The organism is Asaia spathodeae NBRC 105894, from assembly GCF_025994195.1.
In the GTDB taxonomy this organism is placed as follows: Bacteria; Pseudomonadota; Alphaproteobacteria; order Acetobacterales; family Acetobacteraceae; genus Asaia; species Asaia siamensis.
The window spans coordinates 156895-175690 of the sequence record NZ_BAPY01000003.1 but is presented as its reverse complement, the minus strand read 5'-3'; the positions used below and the strand labels follow the sequence as shown (position 1 = coordinate 175690).

Here is an 18796-nt window from a genome sequence, read left to right as displayed (position 1 = left end):
TATCGTTGCTGGCAGAAACTGTCCCGTCAGCATTCAGCACATAAATGTACACATTCGTTAGGGACTTAGGAAGAAATCCTGTTGAATTTACCATTTTATTTTCCAACCTTATGATATCCACGCAAAAAAGCACAGAAAAATAAGTTTGTATTTTACAAAATATTGTATTTTTAAAACATTACTGTGAATTCAAGACCATTTTGGTCCTTAGATACGCCCGGCCGCACGCAGGGTGGCTATTGAATGAGACGCTAGGTCTGCGCCTACGAATTCCCCACGCGAAAATGGCGACGTCCGGATCTCTAATAAGGTCGATGCTTGCGAGAGCGCTGTTCGTGCTTTCATGGAAGCGCTGCATCTGAAATCCCAGCCTAATCCCAACTCTACACGCGACTGTCCGCCATGAGATGGCACGAATTGTGGGATTAGACTGACAGCTGTTACGGAAGAGCGCGATCTCCGAGAGGACATATCCGGCTTTTTATCCGACATGCCATGCGCTGTGCTCTATTCGTTCGTACAATGCGCTTTTCCAGAATGCTTGATTTATAAGGATTTCTGGTGCCGGGTGAGGGATTTGAACCCCCGACCTTCGGTTTACAAAACCGCTGCACTACCACTGTGCTAACCCGGCGAAAGGCATGAATGCACCGCTTTTCGCCGGTTATCATGGATTCGTCAAGGTGTTTCCCGGGTGAGGCGCCCAGGCGCCGTCAATCCTGACTCTGTCGGCAAACCGGCGGAGTGGCAGGGAAATGATCACCCGTGCTGCTTCCAGGATCTTGCTGCTGCCACAAGGCCATCAAGCCAGTCCTGATGGCCATTGAGCATCGGGTTGGGGTGGGTCGTGGCGAGTTGCCTTGCAGGGACACCATTCTGGGTTTCCTGCGTCAGGATGCGCAGGCGATTCTGCGGCAGGGCTTCAACAAGCCATGCGTGATGTACATCGAGCCGCGTAGGGGTCCCACTTTCACCAGCCCAACCATGCCATGCCAGTCGTCCAGCAAGACCTGGCTCGGGCGGAACATATTCTGTGATCTGTGCCTCAACAGGAAACCCGAACGTCGTAAACCGGAACCTGTCACCCGATGAAAACCCTGGCCCAGCCCCCTTATCAAACGACGGATCAGCCGCATTACTGTAATAACCCGGCCATTCGGCCGGGTGGCAAAGCAGGTGCCACACTGCGGCTATTGGTAGATCGTGAATGATAACTTCGTTCGAGACAAAATTATCGGACAGTCCGGGCAGATAGCCCGCTGGCCAGATGATGGCATTCATCATGATAGATCGCTCCGGCTGGAAAAGAACTTTCCTGCCTCGAAAATGATATCATGAAAAATCATGTTTTCTGATTTTTTCTATCATTATTCATGATGTGTCGCTCTCCTATCATCCGTCGAAAGCATAGTCATGACCCGGCTCGACAAGCTCGATCTCACCCAGCTCCGCGCTCTCGACAGCCTCATTGCCACAGGAAGCGTCACTCGAACGGCCGAGGCTCTGGGGGTAACGCAGCCTGCTGTCAGCAATATGCTCGCCCGCCTGCGTGACGCCTTCGATGACCCTCTTTTCATTCGCCAGTCACGAGGCCTGGTCTGCACCCCACGCGCTCGCGCACTCCAAAAACCGCTGCGGACTGTTCTGGAAGGGCTCGGCGCGCTCTATGCACCTCCGGATTTCGATCCTGCCAAGGCGGCCCTTACCCTGTCTCTGGCAGCCACGGATTATGCTGCAGCGACCATGGTCACACCATTCATGAAGCGCCTTCAGGACACCGCTCCCGGCATTCGTCTGGCCCTGCATGGCCTCGATACGGCCTCGCTTAGCAACAGGCTGGAAGATGGGTCACTCGATATGGCCCTCGTGACGCCCGAAGAAAGCCCTGCCTCGCTGCATAGCCAATGGCTTTTCCGGGAAACCTGGCTATGCGTCACACGACCCGGCCACCCCGTTCTGAGAGAAACGGACAGTCTCGATGCTTTCTGCGCGGCGTCCCATATCGTGGTATCGCCAGATGGCGGAGGCTTCGAGGCGCAGACCGATCGTCACCTCCATCTTCTGGGAAGGAAACGTCACGTGGCCGTTTCCGTGCCCGGGTTTCTGATGGTTCCCGAGCTTCTGAAGACAACCGACCTGCTTGCCGTATTGCCCGCCCGGCTAGTAGCGGATCGATCCGACCTGGCCGTCTTTGCGCCCCCGCTCGATCTGCCCGGCTTTGACAAATACCTCGTCTGGGCCGGTCGCACCGATCTCGACCCGACACAGACTGCCCTGAGGGCCATGCTGCTCGATACTGTCTCTGGCGCGCAGGCATAAAAAAAGCCCGGCTCGAAAGCCGGGCTTCGTCTCGGATCAGACCGAGTAGTACATTTCGAACTCGGCCGGGTGCGGCGTGTGTTCGAACTTGTAGACTTCTTTCCACTTCAGCTCGATGTAGCTCTCGATCTGGTCCTTGGTGAAGACATCGCCTTCGAGCAGGAACGAGAAATCGGCTTCGAGGGCCTGAAGGGCTTCACGGAGCGAACCGCAGACCGTCGGGATCTGGGCCAGCTCATCCTTCGGCAGTTCATACAGATCCTTGTCCATGGCTTCGCCCGGGTGGATCTTGTTGCGGATGCCGTCGAGACCAGCCATCAGCATGGCAGCAAAAGCAAGGTAGGGGTTGGCAGTCGGGTCCGGGAAACGGACCTCGATACGCTTTGCCTTCGGGCCGACCGAATACGGGATACGACAAGAAGCCGACCGGTTGGCTGCCGAGTAAGCGAGCAGAACGGGGGCTTCAAAGCCCGGGATCAGACGCTTGTAGGAGTTGGTCGACGGGTTGGTGAAGGCGTTCAGCGCCTTGGCATGCTTGATGATGCCGCCGATGTAGAACAGCGCATCTTCAGACAGGCCAGCATACTGGTCACCGGCGAAAAGCGGCTTGCCATCACGCCAGATCGACTGATGCACATGCATGCCTGAGCCGTTATCGCCAGCGATGGGCTTCGGCATGAAGGTAGCCGTCTTGCCATAGGAATGGGCGACGTTGTGCACGCAGTACTTGTAGATCTGCATGAAGTCGGCCGACTGGACCAGCGTGGCAAACTTGGTGCCCAGCTCGTGCTGCGACTGCGCCACTTCGTGGTGATGCTTTTCGATCGGCAGGCCCATTTCGCCCATCGTCGAGAGCATTTCAGCGCGCAGGTCGCCTTCGCTGTCGACCGGAGCAACCGGGAAGTAGCCGCCCTTGACCACCGGACGATGGCCCATATTGCCTTCCGGATAGTCCTTCATCGAGGCGTCGGGGCCTTCGATGCTGTCGAGCTGGTAAGTGCCGTAATTCGGGCCCGTGCCGAACTTCACGTTGTCGAAAATGAAGAACTCGGCTTCCGGACCGAAGAAGGCGGTGTCGCCCAGGCCCGTGGTCTTCAGATAGGCTTCGGCAGCCTTGGCGGTCGCGCGCGGGTCACGGGCATAATAGTTGCCGGTGCGGGGCTCGACGATATCGCAGATCAGGATCAGCTGCGGCTTGGCCGAAAACGGGTCCATGACGGCCGTGGTCGGGTCGGGCAGGAGCACCATGTCGGATTCGTTGATGGCCTTCCAGCCGGCAATCGACGAACCATCGAACATGAAGCCTTCAACGAAGGTGTCTTCTTCGATCGTGGTGTGCCACTGCGTCGTATGGTGCCACTTGCCCTTCGGGTCGGTGAAGCGCAGGTCGACCAGTTCGACCGAGTGTTCCTGCATCAGCTCGAAGACGCGCTTTACAGCGGCGCTATCTGGCTTGCCGGGCTTGGCATTCGCTGCATTCGTGGAAGACGCAGCCTTGGAAGCCGCGGCTGGAGCTTTTTTCGCCATTTGTCAAATACCTGTATCTGCCTCAAGGGGCCGCACTGATCGGCTGCAAAACGATTAGGACAGGATTCGCGAACTGTCGAGTATTCCAAAGGCTTTTTGCGACGCACCACGCATGAAAAACAGCAATCTTCTCCCACCGGTAAGGCCCTCAAACACCTTTCGGAATCAAAACGACGCATGACAGACCAACAGAAAAAGCATATCGGATCGCGTCACTCCCTCATTTCCGGTTTTTCCAATCACCCACGCGACTGTGATGCGCATGGACGGCCCGTAACGCCATCGCGACCGGAATCCGTCCCTCCAATCCAAGGGCGCCGCCCGTAATACACGCTCACGACCTCCGGATTCAGAACCCTTGCCTTCAGCACGTACATGTCTGGGCGTTTTACAGGCGGGATTATGCCGGTATCATGCCTTATTCCTTTGCAGCCCCAGCCCCTTTGCAGTGCAGGACCGCCATGAAAACTCCCAACGCGTTTCTCGGCTCCTTGCCGACCACCATTTTCACGACGATGTCCCAGCTTGCCATGGCTCATGGTGCCATCAATCTGGGGCAGGGCTTTCCCGATACCGAAGGCCCGGCAGAACTGATCGATGCTGCCGCAGAGGCGCTGAAGGACGGGCGCAACCAGTATGCGCCCCTTACCGGCCTGCCCGAGCTGCGCGAGGCAGTCGCCCGCGCCAACAGGCGCGATTACGGTCTCGATATCGACCCTGCGACAGAGGTGATCGTTACCTCGGGCGCGACCGAAGCTCTGGCGGTCAGTCTGATGGCCCTCATAGAGCCGGGCGATGAGGTCGTGCTCATCGAGCCGCTTTATGACACCTATCTTCCCGTATTGCGCCTGCTCGGTGCCGTACCGCGCTGCGTGCGGGTGGAAGCCCCGGACTGGCACCTGCCGGAAGACGCCCTGCGCGCCGCTTTTTCGGCAAAGACCAAACTGATCCTGCTGAATTCGCCAATGAACCCGAGCGGCAAGGTGTTCAGCCAGCAGGAGCTCGATCTGATCGCCTCGCTCGTGCTGGAGCATGATTGCTATGCGCTCTGCGACGAGGTTTACGAACACCTCACTTTCGGGGTGAAGCACATCCCCCTCATGACTCGGCCGGGCATGAGAGAGCGGGCGATACGCATTGGCAGCGCAGGGAAGAGCTTTTCGGTCACCGGCTGGAAGATCGGCTACATCACCGCCTGCCCGGCCCTGACCGCCGTCATCGCCAAGGCGCATCAGATCATCGCCTTCTCGAGCGCACCCAATCTGCAGCGTGCTGTGGCAAAGGGGCTGGATCTCGGAGAGCCGTTCTTCACCACGCTTTCAGACAGCTTGCGCGCACGGCGCGATCTGTTTGCCGAGGGTCTGCACGCGCTCGGCTTTCCGACACTGCCCGCCGATGGCAGCTATTTTGTGGTCGCCGATATCAGCGCCCATGCCAATGGACGAGATGATGTCGCTTTCTGCCGCGATCTGGTCATCGAGTCCGGTGTTGCCGCTATTCCGGTCTCGGCATTCTACGACCCTCAGGGCGCCGAACCCCCGCGCCATCTCATCCGCTTTGCATTTTGCAAGACCGAAGCCGTTCTGACCGAAGCGCTCGACCGTCTCGGTCGCCATTTCAGCCCTCAGGAGGGCTGAAACGCCGTCATCTTCGCGGTCGGCACGCGCTGATCGAGGGGGGCCGCCTGTGGTGACTGCGGCCCTCCTGATGCCGTCTTTTCAGCTGCCTGCTTGGCTGACCCGCTCCCGTCAGTCGGTATCCTGTCGGATGCGCCATCGGCAGAGGCAGATTTGCCCGGTTCGCCCCCTGTTTCGACATCACCGGCTGGCTTGGCTGGTGCATCGGGAGATATCTGCGGCCCGACGGCGCTGTAAGGGTCGCTCGGGGGAAGAACATCGATAGGCGTCTGATTGGCCAACGGATTGTGCCTGAGGATCTGGGCTGTATCGGCAGGATAACGCCGCATCAGCCCCAGCAGCGTACCATTGGTCCAGCCGAAGCCGATCTGCATGGGGTATTCGCCACCGCCCTTGCCACCCGTGGCGCTGATGCCCGGTGATTCGACATCATATTTTTCCAGCAACACGCCCGATTTCTCGTAGGTGCCGATCACGCGAGCCATCCAGCGTCTGGCAATCGTTTCGCCTAGATCGCTTGCCCCGTAATTGTTCAGGCCCTTGATGGCCATCCACTGCTCCGGCGCCCAGCCATTGGGGGCATCCCATTGCTGGCCGCTTTCATGGTCGGTTGCCATGATGCCACCGGGCTTGAGCAGCTTTGCCTGAATGGTATCAGCCACCGCCATCGCCTGTGCCTGCGTCGCCAGCCTCAGGAACAGAGGCATGGCCGTCGCAGCAGAGAGCACGTCGGTGGTTTGCCCCTTGCGCCAGTCATAATCGTAGAACGCGTTTTTCTCGTCATTCCAGAAAATGCGTCTCACGACCGCCGTTCGCTCGTCTGCACGCTGCCCATAGAGTCTTGCCAGCTTGCGCTGCCCCGTCAGGGCATAGCCATGTTCGAGTGTCTGCTCGAGATGGGCCATCAGGCAATTCACCTCGATCGGCGCCAGATCCGTGGTGTGAATGGTTGCCAGTGTGTGCCCGTCTGCCAGCCAGCGCGATGAGAAATCCCACCCGGTTTCAGACCCCGCACGCAGATCGCGATAGACATCCGAAGGGGCACGCGTTCCCGCGCGCGCGGCGGTCGCGACATCCTCGGGATAGCTCTCATCCCTCGGGGTATCGAGATCATCCCAGTGACGCAGAAGCAGCGTGCCGTCAGACAGACGCACCAGATGACGATAGGCCTGCCCCGGCTTGAGCGCGTCGGCGCCATCCATCCAGTAATCATATTCCTTCTGTAGTTCGGGCAGGAAGGTTCGATAGGCACCCTGACCGTCATGCTGGGCAAGAAGATCGACCATGAGCGAGAAGAAAGGCGGTTCGGAACGGCTGAGATAATAGGTGCGCGTCCCGTTGGGGATATGGCCATAGCGGTCGATCAGCGACGCCATATCCTTCACCATGCCACGCAGCAAATCCCATTGCCCGGTCTCGTAAAGACCGATCATGGTGAAATAGGTGTCCCAGTAATAGAGTTCCGAGAAGCGCCCTCCCGGCACGACATAGGCATAGGGCAGAGGCAGCAGGGACGAGTACGACATCGGCTTGTCGGGCTGACGGGTCAGGACGCCCCACATCCCCTGGATATAGTCATAGATATTTTCGTCTGCCTTGCGCCGATAGGACACATCGCGGCGCAGAGGCGGTGAGAAATGCTGGGCGTAGAAAGCCTTGATGCTGAACCCCGGATGCTGTCGCTGAGCCTCCCAGTCCTGAAGCAGCTTGGACGGTGCCTCATCGGGGCGTGAATCGGCAATCGTCTTGAAATCGGGCGCCAGATGCGCCCCGCCAATGGCCGCAAAGAGACCGCCCATCGCGATGGATGGCGAGCGCAAATCCTGCGGCACCGAAGGAACATGAAGAGACTGCGCCGCCTCGCTCGCCACGGTCTCCCGCGAAGCCGCCGGTGCGCCGGTCGATCCTGTCGAAGATGGCTCGGCAGCGGGAGAAGTTTCGGACGGAGCGGAAGCCGCCGGAGGGGCTGAGGGCGTGTTCTGCCCGGATTCCGCCCCCTGTTCGGATGCCAGCGCCATGCCATGCCCGGCTGCAGCGCCGGTTATCACCAGCGAAACGCCCAAAAGCAGGACATGAGAGAAGGAAAGACGGTGTCTCGTCATGCGGTCTCCTTGAAATCCGGCCCGATACACGCGGGCTTTCTTTCTCTGAGCACGGGTTTGAGGCAGCATCCTGTCATAGATGTGACTCGAGCCCCGTGAGGTTTTGTGGCGCTCTCCTCCCCCTCGACGCCAGAAACGCCAGAAAAAGGGACTCCCTGATGAACAGGACAACTGTGCAGAGGTTGCAAAACAGTACTCGTGCCGTCTTTTTTCTGGTCGGAGTCGTGTCGGCGCTCTGGTCCTGCCTCGTGCCTATCGTAAAGCAGCATGCCGCCCTGAATGACGGCGCGCTTGGCCTGCTGCTGCTCTGCCTTGGTATCGGGTCGATCATCGGCATGCCTCTGGCAGGGCAATGGGTCGGCCGCTGGGGCTGTCGTATTGTCGCGACAGGCGGACTGGCCCTCGCTGGTACGCTGCTCATGCCTCTCGCCCTGCTGCATGACGTGCCGCTTCTGGCTGCGTCTGTCTTTGGCCTTGGCATGGGGCTGGGGGCTGTCGAGACCGCCATGAACATTCAGGCCATCGATGTTGAAAAACAGAGCGGCAGGCCGATGCTCTCGGGATTTCACGCCTTTTTCAGCATTGGCGGTGCAATTGGCGCGGCGGGGCCGCAGGTTCTGGCTCTGGTGCAGGCGCAGCCCTGGGTGAGTGTGCTGATTGGCGAGCTGGGAATAATCGGTCTGTTCGGTGCCGCCTGGCGCGGCTTGCTGAACCATGCGGAACCCGACGGGGGGCCGGGGTTCGGCCTGCCTCGGGGCATCGTCTGGCTGCTAGGCCTGCTGACATGCATCGCCTTTCTGGCTGAAGGCGCCGTGCTCGATTGGGGCGGGGTCTATCTCTCGGGTGAACGCGTCGGCTTTGGTATCGCCCCGGGATGGGGATACGCCGTTTTTGCTACGGCCATGACCTTCGGTCGCCTGACAGGCGACCATGTGGTGGCGAAAGCCGGACCAGCCCTTATCATGGCAGGGGGCAGCCTCTGTGCCGCTCTTGGCTTCGCCCTCGTAGTGTATGGCCCCAATGCGCCCCTTCTGCTTGGCGGGTTTGTTCTGATCGGGCTGGGCTGCGCCAATATCGTCCCTGTTCTTTATGCCGCCACCGGCAGACAGTCGGTCATGAAGGTCAATGCTGCCGTCGCTGCCATCACCACAATGGGCTATGCGGGCATTCTGGCCGGGCCTGCCCTCGTGGGCGCCGTGGCTCATGTCAGCAGCCTCTCTGTCGCCTTCCTGCTGCTTGCCGCTCTGCTGGTCTTTATCGCGCTGAATGCGCGTCTTGCCCGCTGAATCCCGTATTTTTCCGCCTCAGTGCGGCTTTCCCCTCGCATTCATCGGCAGGACACGCCATGTGTCTGGGTTCAAGAAGGAGCTTTTCGTACCCATGCCGATATACGCCGAAGATGCGCCCCTCTCCGCCCTCGCCGTCACGGATCGCCTGTTTTTCGAACGTGCCGACAGCACACTGACGCGCGACGAGGCGGAAAAGATCGTCACGAAATCACTCGACGGCATCGAGGATGGCGAGCTTTTTCTCGAATATCGGGAGAGCGAATCCATCGCGCTGGATGATGGCGTCATCCGGTCGGCAAGCTTCGATACGTCCTCCGGTTTTGGCCTGCGTTCTGTCATCGGCCCCGAGACCGGCTTTGCCCATTCCGACGAGATCAGCAAAAGCGCCCTCGAGCGTGCAGCCGGTGCCGTCTCCGTCGTACGACAGGGGCGCAGTGGCACGCTGTCGGCGCCTCCGCACGCGACCAACCGCCGCCTTTACGCACCGGAAAGCCCGCTGAGCGATACCGACTTTGCCGCACGCGCCGCCGTGCTGGGCGAGATCGATGCCTATGCCCGCGGGATCGGCCCTGAGGTGGTTCAGGTCTCGGCCAGTATCGCCACCGAGTGGCAGGCCGTGCAGATCATGCGCGATTCAGGTTTCCGCACCGCCGATCTGCGCCCGCTTGTGCGTCTCAACGTCTCGGTCGTGCTCGAGCGTGACGGGCGTCGCGAGAGCGGCAGCCGGGGCATGGGCGGGCGCTATATGCTGTCGCGTCTTCTGGGCCGTGAAACCTGGCAGGAAGCCGTCGATGAGGCGGTGCGCCGTGCCAGGGTCAGTCTGGAAGCCAGCCCGGCGCCCGCTGGAGAAATGGATGTGGTGCTTGGCCCGGGCTGGCCGGGGATCCTGCTGCATGAGGCCGTCGGTCACGGGCTTGAGGGCGATTTCAACCGCAAGGGGACGTCCAGTTTCAGCGACATGGTCGGCAAGCGTGTCGCCGCCCCCGGCGTCACTGTAGTCGATGACGGCACACTGGCAGAGGGGCGCGGTTCACTGACCATCGATGATGAAGGCACGCCCTCAGGCCGAACCGTCATGATCGAGGATGGTATCCTGCGCGGCTTCATCCAGGACCGGCTCAACGCCCGTCTTATGGGCGTGGCACCCACCGGCAATGGTCGCCGCCAGTCCTACGCCCATGTTCCCCTGCCGCGCATGACCAACACGCTGATGCTCGGCGGAGAGGCCACGACGGAGGAAATGATCCGCTCGACGAAGCGCGGCCTTTATGCGGTCGATTTCGGTGGCGGGCAGGTCGACATCACCTCCGGCAAATTCGTTTTTGCCATGTCGGAAGCCTATCTGATCGAAGACGGCAAGGTGACGCGCCCAGTCAAGGGGGCCACGCTCATCGGCAATGGCTTCGATGCCATGAACAAGATCTCGATGATCGGTCAGGACGTGGCGCTCGATCCCGGTATCGGCACCTGCGGCAAGGCCGGTCAGGGCGTGCCTGTCGGTGTGGGCCAGCCGACTCTAAAGCTGGCGGGCCTCACGATCGGCGGCACAGCCTGATCGTTCATCAGGCACCTTTCGCCCCCGGTCAGCGCGCTGACCGGGGCACTGCAGGATAGGGGAAAGAAGTTTCTCCCCATGCCGAGACAGGCTCAGCGGGCGCGTCTGGCCCCAAGCGCCATGCCTGCCACCATAGCGGCATAGACCAGCCCCATTTCCTTTTTCGAAAATACCAGCTCCCAGCCAGGGGTGAACCGCTTGGGCGTTGCCTTGTAATCGGCAAGAGCCGCCACTGGCCCCAGGGCAAGGGTCACAAGCACCGCCCTGATACGACCGGGCTTTCTGCCCAGTGCCAGATCGTAGAACACGGACCAGAACAGCAGGGCAGCGATATTCGTCGCGATACCGGTCCCGCTATGTTTCAGATCAAAATCCCGGATATCAGCGGCCTTGGGCCCGACAAGCCAATGGGCGGTGCAATTGACCCCCTGAGCCGCACTGAGCCCGCGCTTGCATGCCAGTGCCAGGAGGGCTGCATTGCAGGTGAGAGAGCCGATCAGGGTCGAGGCAAAAAGGCGCGTGCGCATTGGGAAAATCCTTGAAGTGTCAGATGGGGTGTCAGCAAGCCCTGTGAGCTGTTTCAGTAGAGAATGAGGCAGATTGCGCCACCGATGATGCCCATCGTCCAGAAGATGGAGATGACGATGCGATGGCGTATGGCGCGCAGCGCGAGCAGGCGCATCAACGGGTCGAGCGCCGCCTCCTCGCTGCTGGTGTTGTCATGCCTCTGTGTGTCGGATCGTGCCGCAAGACGGTCTTCCGCACGGACCCGAACCGCAGCGCACCAGTCCTGTCGCAATATGTCGAGTTCAACACGGCGATAGAAAACCTTGCCACGCAGTTTCAGCTTTGACGGACCACAGCGGAAAAAACCCAGTGCGCGGAAAAGCCCTGGCGCCAGCCCGAGATGGGCGGCTGCCTGTGCCGGGTCGAGCAGGGCCTGCACCGGAAGCAGGGTGACCGTGCTGCTGCCGCTCTGCCCTTCGCCTGATTGACCCATCTGCCCCGCCTCGTTTCGTCCGGCCTCGCTTTCCCGTGAACGACGCCACGGCTCAAGGGTTCAGTGCATGACTCGATGATACGTGAAAACCCTGCTCCCATATGGGGAAACGGAAGATACCAGTCCTTCTTCCCCCTTTAATCATGGCCCCGCCATCGCCACATTCAAAGGCTGTCACGATAAGGGAGGATATGCTCATGGCGACCGGCTGGGCTCCCGATGGAGCCGTTCAGGACCAGATCGACGATACGATTGCCGATGCCGTCAATCGCGCGCGCCATGCCATGCCAAAAGGCGAGAGCGCTGAGGAATGCATTGAATGTGACGAGCCCATCCCCCTGGCGCGACGACGGGCTGTGCCGGGCGTGAAACTATGCGTTGCCTGCCAGGGCGCGCGTGACAGCCGCCCCGTCTTTACCGGTATCAATCGTCGCGGCAGCAAGGACAGCCAGCTTCGATGAAAGCCGCATGCCGGGTCAGCGCTCTTGTCGCGACCCTGAGCGCATTCTGGATGCACGACGCTCTGGCGCAGTCGCCCCCCGACTGTATCGATGGCGCGGTTTCCATACCGCTTCTGGGCGGAAAGGGAGACTCACCCATCCTGCCCGCTACGCTGGATGGGAAGGAAATCGCCCTCTATTTCTCAAGCGGTTTCGATGTTCTCTATGTGGGGGACATGGAAGGGTTCGACACAGACGATACCCGTCGGACGCACGTCATCATGACCAACCGGGAACATAGCCAGAGCCGCCCTGTCATCAAGGCCGGAACGCTCACGCTTGGCGGGCTCGATCTGCAAACCCCGGACATGATCCAGCTCATTGACTACCCGATGCAGCATATCGGCACGCGCCCTCTGATCGGTACGATCGGCAGCACTTTCTTTAACCGCCTCGCCTTGCTGCTCGACATGCCTCACGGCGTTTTCGGCCTCATCCGCTTCCGTCAGGATGCTGCCTGCAGCAATGCACAGGCAGGTTTTATCGGCACTGGCGCGCAGGCCCTGCCTCTTACGGGCAATGACACCATAATGGGTCTGATCGAAGGCAAGGAACGTGAGCTGTCGCTCGATTCAGATGTTCCAGTCACCACCCTGCCAGAACGCTGGCTAAACAGACCTGCCCCCGGGAATTCTGCCGATGACGCGCAGCACCCGACCGTTGCGCTCTTTGGTGATCTCCACTCCAGACTTCGTGGAACGACGCTCAAGACATTCCGTATTGGTCAGGAATCCCTCGATAATATGCCTGTCTTTGCTCAGCGCGATCTGGGCGTTGGGCTGCTGGGGGTTGATTTCTTCCAGTCGCACATCGTGTTGTTCGATTATCCGAACCACCGCGTCTTTCTGCTGCCTGCCCATTCGCAGGTGACCCGTCCTGGACTGAACCTGCATTTCGATCGCTTCCGCGAAGGGCAGACCAGCGTGAAGGAAAAGCGCTGAGATCGCGCTGTCTGGCAGCGCGATCCCATCGAAAACCCCCAGTCAGAGCACGGGGGTCAACAGGGGCTTGCCCTGAAAGAAGGCTGCGAGATTATCGAAAACGAGCCGCCCCATGGCCTGACGCGTCTCGACAGTCGAGGTCGCGCGATGAGACTGCAGAACCACGTTGTCGAGACCATAGAATGCCTCGGGCACGTGAGGCTCATTGGCAAATACATCGAGCCCGGCGCCTCGTATCGTGTTGTCGCGCAAGGCCTCGATCAGCGCCTCTTCGTCAACGACCGAGCCACGCGCCACATTGATCAGAAAGCCCTTCGGGCCCAGCGCCTCGAGAATGCTGCGATCGACCATATGAAAGGACCGTGCGCCCCCTGACACGCAGAGCACCAGCACATCTGCCCAATCGGCCAGCACACGCAATTCCGGATAGAACGGATATTGGGGCGTATCGGTCTGCTGGCGTGAGCTGAAATAGGCAATCGCCATATCGAAAGACGCGGCACGCTTGGCCACAGCCTTGCCGATATGGCCAAACCCCGCAATGCCGAGCTTCTTGCCTTTGATCGTCCATGAGTTGACGACGGGTTCATGCCCCCATTTCCCGGCACGCACAAAACGGTCATTGCAGGAAATGCCGCGCACCACATCAAGCATCAGCCCGATAGCCATGTCGGCCACGTCATCTGTCAGCACGCCCTGAGCTGTCGCAAGACGAATACCCCGGCGCCCGCACTCATCGAGATCGATCTTGTCGATACCGACCCCATTGACGGAGATGACCTTGAGATTGGGCAGGCGATCCATAATAGAACGAGGCAGACCGCTGCCACCGCCTGTCGTTACCCCCTCGATCCGCTCTGCCAGAGGCCCCAGCGCCTCGATCGAGGTAAACTGATGCAGGCGAAAAGGCGTGCCGAGCTGCTCGTTGAAGCTCTCAGGCATGGGGTCGATCATGAGGATATCGGTCTTGCTGGCCATGACTCGTCCATCTTGCGGATTACAGAGCTTTCGACCCTAGGAAGAACGTCGCCGGGACGCTCATCACCTTGCCGTTATACCCTTGTGACGAAGCGCCCCCTATCCTTCAGATCGTAGCAGGTTCAGAGTCGAAACGGCGCCCCCAGCCGTGCCTCGACAGGAAACAGCCCCTCGAAAGAAACGCAGATTTCGGCAGGGTCATCGAGGAACAGCGTGCCCATGGTCGAGCCTGTAGTCACGACATCGCCTGCACGCAGCGGGCGACCGCGCTCAATGGCATGATTGGCCAGCCAGGTAAGCAGACGCAACGGATCACCAGCCTTGTTGCCCCCCTGCTGGTCGTACCGCTTTTCGCCATTGACCAGCATGGTCATGGGCAGGGTGGTCGGGGAGAGATCACGCCATGAGGTCACGCCACGCCCGACAACCAGCACGCCATGGCTGCCCTGATCGGCCAGATGCGACAGGTTGTGCTGCGAATTCGGGGTTACGAAGCGCGTGTCGAGCAACTCGATCGCGCCATGGATGGCCCCGATCGCGTCGGCCACCTCTTCCTTCGTCCAGGGTTCTGCCCGCGCTGGCAGATCGCTCCTGAACGAATAGGCGATTTCAGCCTCGACGCCGTGGAAGCGACAGAAGGATGGCGAAAGATCCTGCCCGCTTTCGAAGACTGTAGCCCGATGCAGCGGCGCGCAGGAAGGCAGGGCGGTGGGCGTAGCTGCACCCACTTTCCACCCGACGATTTCACCCTTGCCGGATTCGCTCAGTGCGAGGGCCACGACATCCTGCACGGCATAAGCAGCTTTTGGATTGATGGGCACAATGGTCTCGGGAACAGTCTGCAGCGGCTTGTTGGTACGTCGGGCTTCAAGCAGCATTGAAGCCAGAAGGGCATCGGGGGCTGTCTCGGTTGCCGTCTGGAGGGAGGTCTGGGAGAGAGAAGCGTTCATGGTGTCGGTCATTTCCGGATGAATGAGCGTCAGCAAAAAATCTCGATCGAGGCGCATCGCGCTCAGTAGCAGCAGGCAAGAGCAGAATCGCCTCGATCAGTCGCAGGAAACATGACACGCCGGTAAGAATTTGGCCATCTTTCCTTTTGCCTGTCAGTTACGACCCGAAAAGATTGCCTGTTTCTGATTTTGCGGGCTGTTCGAGTTGCAATGCCCGGAAAAACCGCAGATCGAAGCAGCGAAACACGATATGGTTTGCAGACGCAATCAGGTTCGTCACGAAAAGGCTTGCCCAGATCAGATATGAGCCGGGCGCATTAAAAGCGGCAGTCTTCTGCACAAGAACTGTCACCAGAGCGAAGGGAACAGCCAGAACGCCGCTCCAGAAGATGTAGCTCCAGACATGCCCTTTCATCGCCTCGTAACTTCGACGAATTTGAAAGCCTGCTTTTCCGCTTTCCCAGGCAAGGCAGGTCATGGCGAAGCAACGCGTGGCCAGCCATATCCAGAACAGGCCCAGCGCGCATAGGAAGGCTATTCCTACCGCTTTCGTCGTAAACGCTGTGCTTCCACTCAGATAATCGCTAGCTCCGGACGCTGCCAGAAGGGTCAATCCAGCAGGGAAAGCCTGAATAACTGCATTGACACCCAGGGACTGCAACCCGCCCCTGTCCAGCCGCCACAAGGCAATACCTCGCCATGGCGTGAGCCATGCACGGGTAACGGTCAACGTCAGAAACCACATCGCAATCATGTCGAGACTGTTCAGGACGTGCAGGGCTGGATGACGCAGGACACCATCTATCAGCCCCCCGGCGGATGACTCTGTCTGCCTGACTCCCTCAATCAGACAGTCTACTGCCATCAGAACACCGATGAGGATCACGACATCGGCGCGCTTCAGAAACCGTAATTCGAAGCTCTGCTGCATCAACTGACCAGCTTGCCAGAACGACAGTTTCCTCATTCCTCACCCTCCTGCTGCCCCGCCATCCGTGAGCGCGTGTCAAGCGCGCACGATATCTATGGGAAAGCCGGGAAAGAAATCACTCTGTGCAGAGCTCCTGAGACATTCTTCGCCTGCGCGATCCCTATGTGGGTGGCAGGATCATCGGACGCAGACGGGGTTTACGGGCCTTGTTCACCAGCGTGTCGAGTGCAGAGAGAAAGCGGGAGCGGTCGGCTTTGCCGAATGAGGCGCCACCCGGCGTCATCATCCCTGCGGAGCGCAGATCGGTCATGAGATTGCGCATGGCAAGCGCCATACCGATGGCATCGCCATCAAGAACGCGGCCCTTTGGCTCGAGCACATGCACACCCTTTTCGACACAGCGGGCTGCCAGCGGAATATCGGCGGTGATCACGATATCGTTTTCGATTGCCTGTTCGGCAATCCAGTCATCGGCCACATCCGGCCCAGCATCGACCACAACACGTTCGATCAAAGGTGAGTCCGGCATGGCGATCATGCGATTGGCCACAACGAACACATGCAGCCCATAGCGCCCGGCTACACGATAGATTTCGTCTTTGACCGGGCAGGCATCGGAATCAATGAAGATACGGGTCATGGCGCCACTGTGCCGCAGCGCGGCGGACGCCGCAAACCTTGCCCGGCAGGTTGGGGTCTCTGCACGCAAAAAAGGGACAGGGTCCGTGACCCCTGCCCCTTTCCGCTATCATTCTCCCGGCAAAGCGGAAGGTCGGTCGAAATCAGTTGGCGTCGTCGCTGCCATCATCATCGGTATCGCTGCCAGCAGGCGCGATGGCGACGAAAATCAGCTGGCCGTCACGCAGGACACGCAGCAGGATCGGCTGCTTGTTCTTCATGACGCCGCGCACGGCGGTCAGCACAGCGCGGGGGTTATCAACCGCCGTATTGCCCACTGCCTGGATGATGTCACCGGGGCGCACACCAGCCTGTTCAGCAGGCGAACCCGGCGCGATCTGGCTGATCACTGCGCCCTTGACGGTATCGTCGACACCAAGCTGCTGGCGCATGTCACGGGAAAGCGGCGCGAGCGAAATGCCGATCTTGCCGCTGCCCGACTGACTGCTGTCATCGCCAGAAGACGCATCCTGACCTTCACCGTCTTTCGGCATATTGCCGATCTTGGCCGTGATGGTCTGCGGCTTGCCATCGCGCAGAATGTTCAGCGTGGCATCGGTGCCGGGCTTCATCGAAACGGTATGAACAACCAGATCATGCACGCTCTTGATCTTGGCGCCATTGAGCGCGGTGACCACATCGCCGCTCTTAAGCCCGGCCTTGTCGGCAGGACCGCCCGGCGTCACCTGCGCTACCAGCGCGCCTTCTGGCGGTGCCCCCGGCTCGCTGGGCTTAAGATTGAGCGCCTGGGCAAGGGTCGGCGAGATGCGCTGCATCAGCACACCCAGATAGCCGCGTGTCACGTGACCCGACGTGCGAAGCTGATCCACCACGCTTTTGACCGTGTTCGACGGAATGGCGAAGCCGATACCGATCGAACCGCCCGAAGGCGAGATGATGGCGGCATTCATGCCTATCACCTTGCCGTTCTGGCTGAAGAGCGGACCACCGGAATTACCGTGATTGATCGGCGCATCGATCTGGATGAAATCATCATAGGGACCGGCATTGAGGTCACGCCCGCGTGCCGAGACGATACCGGCCGTTACCGTGCCACCAAGCCCGAACGGATTGCCGACGGCCACAACCCATTCGCCGGGCTGAACATTGTCGGAATCGCCAAGCTCGATGAACGGCAACTTGCCGTTGGGCTTGATCTTGAGCAGGGCAACATCGGTCTTGGGGTCACGACCGACAATCTTGGCGGGCAGGGTCGTGCCATCGTCGAGCGTGACCGACACCTTGGTTGCGCCATTCACCACGTGGTTGTTGGTGACAATATAACCGTCATTCGAGATGATGAAGCCGGAACCACGCGCCTCGACCGTGCGATGCGTCGGCTGCTGCTGCGGGGCCATCTGGAACGGGAAGGGGAACGGGAAAGGCATCTGCTGGCCGCCACCCCCGCCACCTTCTTCCTGCTCGGCCACATCGGCACGGATATGGGAGGTGATGGAGACAACGGCAGGCTTTACCTGCTTCACCAGATTGACGAAATTCGGCAGCGTCTGGAGCTGGGTCTGCGGCGTAATCGGCCCCTCAGCCCAGGCGGGTGACGTGATGCCAACCCCGAGGGAGAGTGCGGTAGCTGCAACCAGAGCCAGCGGGCGGAGCTTTCGTGAAGGCGTCAAACGAACAGGCATGGCGTCAGTCATGATCTTTCCAGCTTTGGCACCCATCAGGTGCGGGGTGGTAAGAGAAACTTATGAAGTCGCTTCCGGTTCGTCCAGAATAGGCGCGCGTAAAAACGTGGTAATCCGTTTCAGAAATCGCGCGTTTCCCGCAATGTTATGAAAAAATCCTTCAGTATTCGGGCATTTTCCTGCTCGCAGACTCCCCCTATCACTTCAGGCCGGTGCAGACAGGCGGGCTGCTCAAAAATACGTGGCCCGTGATCGACCCCTCCGCCCTTGGGATCGTAAGCGCCAAAAATCACCCTCCCGAGCCGGAAATGCACCATGGCCGACGCACACATGGGGCAGGGTTCAAGCGTGACCACCAGCGTGCATCCGGCCAGAGAGCGTGTGCCAAGTGCAGCAGTCGCCGCCCGCATGGCCAGAATTTCCGCATGAGCACTGGGGTCCTGACGCGCTTCGACCTCATTTGATGCCCGGGCAATCACGCGACCATCCGGCGCCAGCACGACGGCACCCACCGGCACCTCGCCACGGGATGCGGCTTCATGCGCGGCCGCGAGGGCAAGTTCCATGCCGATCTGGCCAGACCTGTCTCTATCAGCCTGTTCGTTGCCTACCTGACAATCAGGCACGTTTTGCGAGAATTCTTCGGGCACAATTTCTCCCACTCAACGACGTACGAGCGACAGATGCCAGGGTGATCGACACACAGGCGCTTTCTGTTTGCGCAAAACCCTGTTTACATCGTTGCC

General features: G+C 59.8%; 17 protein-coding genes and 1 tRNA gene. 6 read left to right on the top strand and 12 right to left on the bottom strand.

Annotated elements, in window-relative coordinates:
* Positions 1–559: 559 nt before the first annotated feature.
* Both AA105894_RS03535 and AA105894_RS03530 read right to left on the bottom strand, forming a co-directional pair.
* A tRNA-Thr gene (locus AA105894_RS03535) sits at positions 560–634 on the bottom strand.
* A gap of 125 nt (positions 635–759) precedes the next feature.
* Positions 760–1284, bottom strand: a complete 525-nt coding sequence (locus tag AA105894_RS03530) for an SRPBCC domain-containing protein (protein ID WP_267310507.1) — start codon at positions 1282–1284, stop codon at positions 760–762.
* A 129-nt stretch (positions 1285–1413) separates the two neighbouring features.
* On the opposite strand from AA105894_RS03530, the gene AA105894_RS03525 reads away from it, so the two are divergent.
* Positions 1414–2319, top strand: a complete 906-nt coding sequence (locus tag AA105894_RS03525) for a LysR family transcriptional regulator (protein ID WP_267310506.1) — start codon at positions 1414–1416, stop codon at positions 2317–2319.
* A gap of 36 nt (positions 2320–2355) precedes the next feature.
* On the opposite strand, the gene glnA is transcribed toward AA105894_RS03525, so the two are convergent.
* A complete protein-coding gene (glnA, locus tag AA105894_RS03520) occupies positions 2356–3738 on the bottom strand; it encodes a type I glutamate--ammonia ligase (protein ID WP_264784131.1) in 1383 nt (460 codons plus the stop codon).
* A 569-nt stretch (positions 3739–4307) separates the two neighbouring features.
* On the opposite strand from glnA, the gene AA105894_RS03515 reads away from it, so the two are divergent.
* A complete protein-coding gene (locus AA105894_RS03515; RefSeq protein WP_267310505.1) occupies positions 4308–5483 on the top strand; it encodes an aminotransferase in 1176 nt (391 codons plus the stop codon).
* Here AA105894_RS03515 and treF read toward each other — a convergent pair.
* Positions 5471–7501: an alpha,alpha-trehalase TreF gene (gene treF, locus AA105894_RS03510; RefSeq protein ID WP_408860472.1), complete on the bottom strand. Its 2031-nt coding sequence runs from the start codon at positions 7499–7501 to the stop codon at positions 5471–5473. The two genes, AA105894_RS03515 and treF, sit on opposite strands and share 13 nt — an antisense overlap.
* Positions 7502–7743: 242 nt before the next feature.
* Here treF and AA105894_RS03505 point away from each other — a divergent pair, with 242 nt between their 5' ends.
* A complete protein-coding gene (locus AA105894_RS03505; RefSeq protein ID WP_267310503.1) occupies positions 7744–8871 on the top strand; it encodes an MFS transporter in 1128 nt (375 codons plus the stop codon).
* A gap of 94 nt (positions 8872–8965) precedes the next feature.
* Positions 8966–10429 carry a metalloprotease TldD gene (tldD, locus tag AA105894_RS03500; RefSeq protein WP_267310502.1) on the top strand — a complete coding sequence of 488 codons (1464 nt, stop codon included), beginning with the start codon at positions 8966–8968 and terminating at the stop codon, positions 10427–10429.
* Between the two features lie 92 nt (positions 10430–10521).
* Here tldD and AA105894_RS03495 read toward each other — a convergent pair whose 3' ends face one another.
* Positions 10522–10956: a hypothetical protein gene (locus AA105894_RS03495; protein WP_267310501.1), complete on the bottom strand. Its 435-nt coding sequence runs from the start codon at positions 10954–10956 to the stop codon at positions 10522–10524.
* A 53-nt stretch (positions 10957–11009) separates the two neighbouring features.
* On the bottom strand, positions 11010–11429 hold the full coding sequence (locus tag AA105894_RS03490) for a hypothetical protein (protein ID WP_267310500.1): 420 nt from the start codon (positions 11427–11429) through the stop codon (positions 11010–11012).
* Positions 11430–11626: 197 nt separating this feature from the next.
* On the opposite strand from AA105894_RS03490, the gene AA105894_RS03485 reads away from it, so the two are divergent.
* Together AA105894_RS03485 and AA105894_RS03480 are read left to right on the top strand one after the other, a co-directional pair.
* On the top strand, positions 11627–11890 hold the full coding sequence (locus tag AA105894_RS03485; RefSeq protein ID WP_267310499.1) for a DksA/TraR family C4-type zinc finger protein: 264 nt from the start codon (positions 11627–11629) through the stop codon (positions 11888–11890).
* Positions 11887–12870 carry a hypothetical protein gene (locus tag AA105894_RS03480; protein WP_267310498.1) on the top strand — a complete coding sequence of 328 codons (984 nt, stop codon included), beginning with the start codon at positions 11887–11889 and terminating at the stop codon, positions 12868–12870. Before AA105894_RS03485 ends, AA105894_RS03480 begins: the two co-directional genes overlap by 4 nt.
* A gap of 42 nt (positions 12871–12912) precedes the next feature.
* On the opposite strand, the gene AA105894_RS03475 is transcribed toward AA105894_RS03480, so the two are convergent.
* The 6 genes from AA105894_RS03475 to AA105894_RS03450 all read right to left on the bottom strand — a co-directional run bounded on the left by AA105894_RS03475 (position 12913) and on the right by AA105894_RS03450 (position 18616).
* Positions 12913–13848, bottom strand: coding sequence for a 2-hydroxyacid dehydrogenase (locus AA105894_RS03475; protein ID WP_267310497.1), 936 nt, complete (start codon positions 13846–13848; stop codon positions 12913–12915).
* 122 nt (positions 13849–13970) lie between these two features.
* Complete coding sequence (locus tag AA105894_RS03470) at positions 13971–14798, bottom strand: 2-keto-4-pentenoate hydratase (RefSeq protein ID WP_267310496.1); 828 nt, start codon at positions 14796–14798, stop codon at positions 13971–13973.
* 157 nt (positions 14799–14955) lie between these two features.
* Positions 14956–15765, bottom strand: coding sequence for a hypothetical protein (locus AA105894_RS03465; protein ID WP_267310495.1), 810 nt, complete (start codon positions 15763–15765; stop codon positions 14956–14958).
* A 124-nt stretch (positions 15766–15889) separates the two neighbouring features.
* Positions 15890–16369 (bottom strand): YaiI/YqxD family protein, encoded by a 480-nt coding sequence (locus AA105894_RS03460; RefSeq protein ID WP_267310494.1) that lies wholly within the window; start codon positions 16367–16369, stop codon positions 15890–15892.
* A 142-nt stretch (positions 16370–16511) separates the two neighbouring features.
* Complete coding sequence (locus AA105894_RS03455) at positions 16512–18062, bottom strand: Do family serine endopeptidase (protein ID WP_188427128.1); 1551 nt, start codon at positions 18060–18062, stop codon at positions 16512–16514.
* Between the two features lie 107 nt (positions 18063–18169).
* Positions 18170–18616, bottom strand: coding sequence for a nucleoside deaminase (locus AA105894_RS03450; RefSeq protein WP_267310517.1), 447 nt, complete (start codon positions 18614–18616; stop codon positions 18170–18172).
* Positions 18617–18796 lie beyond the last annotated feature (180 nt).

Coding starts and splice junctions, on each gene's coding strand:
- AA105894_RS03480 (WP_267310498.1), top strand. CDS start 11,887: ATGAAAGCCGCATGCCGGGTCAGCGCTCTTGTCGCGACCCTGAGCGCA.
- AA105894_RS03525 (WP_267310506.1), top strand. CDS start 1,414: ATGACCCGGCTCGACAAGCTCGATCTCACCCAGCTCCGCGCTCTCGAC.
- AA105894_RS03530 (WP_267310507.1), bottom strand. CDS start 1,284: ATGATGAATGCCATCATCTGGCCAGCGGGCTATCTGCCCGGACTGTCC.
- AA105894_RS03490 (WP_267310500.1), bottom strand. CDS start 11,429: ATGGGTCAATCAGGCGAAGGGCAGAGCGGCAGCAGCACGGTCACCCTG.
- AA105894_RS03505 (WP_267310503.1), top strand. CDS start 7,744: ATGAACAGGACAACTGTGCAGAGGTTGCAAAACAGTACTCGTGCCGTC.
- AA105894_RS03515 (WP_267310505.1), top strand. CDS start 4,308: ATGAAAACTCCCAACGCGTTTCTCGGCTCCTTGCCGACCACCATTTTC.
- AA105894_RS03485 (WP_267310499.1), top strand. CDS start 11,627: ATGGCGACCGGCTGGGCTCCCGATGGAGCCGTTCAGGACCAGATCGAC.
- treF (WP_408860472.1), bottom strand. CDS start 7,501: ATGGCGCTGGCATCCGAACAGGGGGCGGAATCCGGGCAGAACACGCCC.
- AA105894_RS03460 (WP_267310494.1), bottom strand. CDS start 16,369: ATGACCCGTATCTTCATTGATTCCGATGCCTGCCCGGTCAAAGACGAA.
- AA105894_RS03450 (WP_267310517.1), bottom strand. CDS start 18,616: ATGGAACTTGCCCTCGCGGCCGCGCATGAAGCCGCATCCCGTGGCGAG.
- AA105894_RS03470 (WP_267310496.1), bottom strand. CDS start 14,798: ATGAACGCTTCTCTCTCCCAGACCTCCCTCCAGACGGCAACCGAGACA.
- tldD (WP_267310502.1), top strand. CDS start 8,966: ATGCCGATATACGCCGAAGATGCGCCCCTCTCCGCCCTCGCCGTCACG.
- AA105894_RS03465 (WP_267310495.1), bottom strand. CDS start 15,765: ATGAGGAAACTGTCGTTCTGGCAAGCTGGTCAGTTGATGCAGCAGAGC.
- AA105894_RS03495 (WP_267310501.1), bottom strand. CDS start 10,956: ATGCGCACGCGCCTTTTTGCCTCGACCCTGATCGGCTCTCTCACCTGC.
- AA105894_RS03455 (WP_188427128.1), bottom strand. CDS start 18,062: ATGACTGACGCCATGCCTGTTCGTTTGACGCCTTCACGAAAGCTCCGC.
- AA105894_RS03475 (WP_267310497.1), bottom strand. CDS start 13,848: ATGGCCAGCAAGACCGATATCCTCATGATCGACCCCATGCCTGAGAGC.